The organism is Actinosynnema sp. (assembly GCF_052038725.1).
The window spans coordinates 1-1,869 of record NZ_JBQGCX010000209.1 but is presented as its reverse complement, the minus strand read 5'-3'; the positions used below and the strand labels follow the sequence as shown (position 1 = coordinate 1,869).

The following is a 1,869-nucleotide window of genomic DNA, read 5'->3' as shown; positions in this document are numbered from 1 at the left end:
CCCGACCGGCCAGGCCGCGGCGCCGCCGGTGGGGGCGTCGGTGGCCTGCGCGGCGGGGATCGGGGTGGGTGGGGCGTCGGTCGGGGACGTGGCGGGGGGCGTGGAGCCCTCCGAAGGGGCCGCGCTCCCGGAGGGGGTGGCGCTCCCGGCGGCGGCCGGTGCGGAGGAGTCCGAGGTGGGCGCGCCGGGCGCCGGGGTGTCGGGCGCGGGAGGTGCGGCCTGGGTGGTCCCCTGGGAGCCCGGCTGCGCGGCGGGGGGCGCGGGTTGGGGGAGTTGCGGCTGCGGTGGGGCCGGTTGCTGGGGCTGGGGTTGGGGTTGCGGGGCGGGGGGTGCGGGTGGGGCGAGCGCGGGTGGGCTGCCCGCGCCGAACGACCAGCCCTCCACGCTGCCCGGAGCCGGGTTGTAGGAGCCCGCGCCCGAGGAGCTGTAGGTCCACGAGCCGCCCGCCGGGGCGTGCCAGTACGACCAGTAGGCCGAGGCCGGAGCGCCGTTGCACGGGCTGGGCAGCGCGGAGATCTGGCAGACCAGGCCCGGCTGGCGGGGCACGTAGGCGTGCGGGAAACCGGCGGAGTTCAGCGCGGCGATCCCGCTGGCCGGGTCGCCCGGCGCGCAGCCGGTGCGGACACCGCCCAGCGCGCCGAAGTCGACCACCACGGTCACGCCGTCGCAGGCGGCGGCCGACGCGGGCGCCGGGACCAGCGCGGTCCACAGCAGGGCCAGCGCCGTGGCCAGGCAGGCGCCGGGCCGACCGGTCGCGCGCCGTGCCGCCGCCCCGGTCACCGGGTGCGCCTGCGCGACGCCACCAGCGCCAGCGCGCCCGACACCAGCATCAGCGCGCCGATCGCCAGCACCGGCGCGATGTTCGCGCCCGTGTTCGCCAGCGCCACCGACTGCCTCCCGGTCACGACCACCGCCGCCGGGGACGTGGTGGTCGGCGCGGTCGCGGCGGGCGTGGAGGTGGTGGTCGGCGCGGTGGTGGTGGTCGTGGAGGTGGTGGTCGGGCCGGTGGTGGTCGTCGGGGGCTGCGCGTCGCACTTCAGGGTCGGCGCGCCCGCGTTGTCGGCGGCCTTCAGCGTGGTCAGGCCGACGCCCGCCACGCCCAGCACGGCCTGCGCCGTCGCGCGCGTCGCGGTGGCCGCGTCGAAACCGGTGGAGTCGTACGCGCTCGCGCCCCGGTTCGCCTCGGCGCCGGAGCAGCCCACCTGGAGGCCGGTCAGGAACGCCACCGCCCTGTCGGCCGCCGCCCCGCGACCGCCGACGCGCAGCGCCTGCGCGGCCAGGCCGGTGCTGTTCGCGTTCGGCTTCGGGGCCGGGCTGAGATCCGCGAACCCGCCGTTCGCGCCCTGCGCGGAGGTCAACCAGTCCAGGGCCTTCCCGGCCTCGGTGGCCCTGCCGGTCGCGAGCAGCGCCTGCGCCGCGTACCCGGTGGTGTCCACGTCCGACTCGCAGGTGGCCTGCTCCAGCTTCTGCGGGAACCCGCCGTCCGCGCACGCCTGGCCCACCAGGTAGTCCACCGCAGCCTACGGCGCGGAGCCGTGGCGCTCCAGCGCGATCACGGCGAGGGACTGGGTGATGCCGTTGCTGAAGTCCCCGAACTGCGACTGGTCGCTGAACCGGCCGGACGGGGCCTGCCGCGCGAGCAGCCGGGTGATCAGGTCGACCCCGCCGAACGCGGTCGGGTCGACGCCCTGGACCTGGGCGAGCAGCGCGACCTTCGCGTGCGCGCCCGCGTACGACTCGGCGGTGCCGTCGCCGAGGTACTGCGGCAGGTTCTCCGGCCTCGCCAGCCACGCGGTGGCCTTGGCCCCGCTGTCCCGCCCGACCCCGGCCGCCGCGAACGCGAGCACCGCGTCCGCCGTCAGCCCGTGC

General features: G+C 78.3%; 2 protein-coding genes and 1 pseudogene. All 3 read right to left on the bottom strand.

Annotation, left to right across the window (positions count from 1 at the left end; translation table 11 throughout):
* Window positions 1–780, bottom strand: a 780-nt coding sequence (locus ACTUAL_RS04030) for a hypothetical protein (protein WP_440899309.1), incomplete at its 3' end; no start/stop codon positions are given.
* On the bottom strand, window positions 777–1,514 hold the full coding sequence (locus ACTUAL_RS04025; protein ID WP_440899308.1) for an LPXTG cell wall anchor domain-containing protein: 738 nt from the start codon (window positions 1,512–1,514) through the stop codon (window positions 777–779). The genes ACTUAL_RS04030 and ACTUAL_RS04025, both read right to left, overlap by 4 nt.
* Window positions 1,515–1,520: 6 nt before the next feature.
* Window positions 1,521–1,869, bottom strand: a pseudogene (locus ACTUAL_RS04020) (peptidase); the annotation flags it as partial.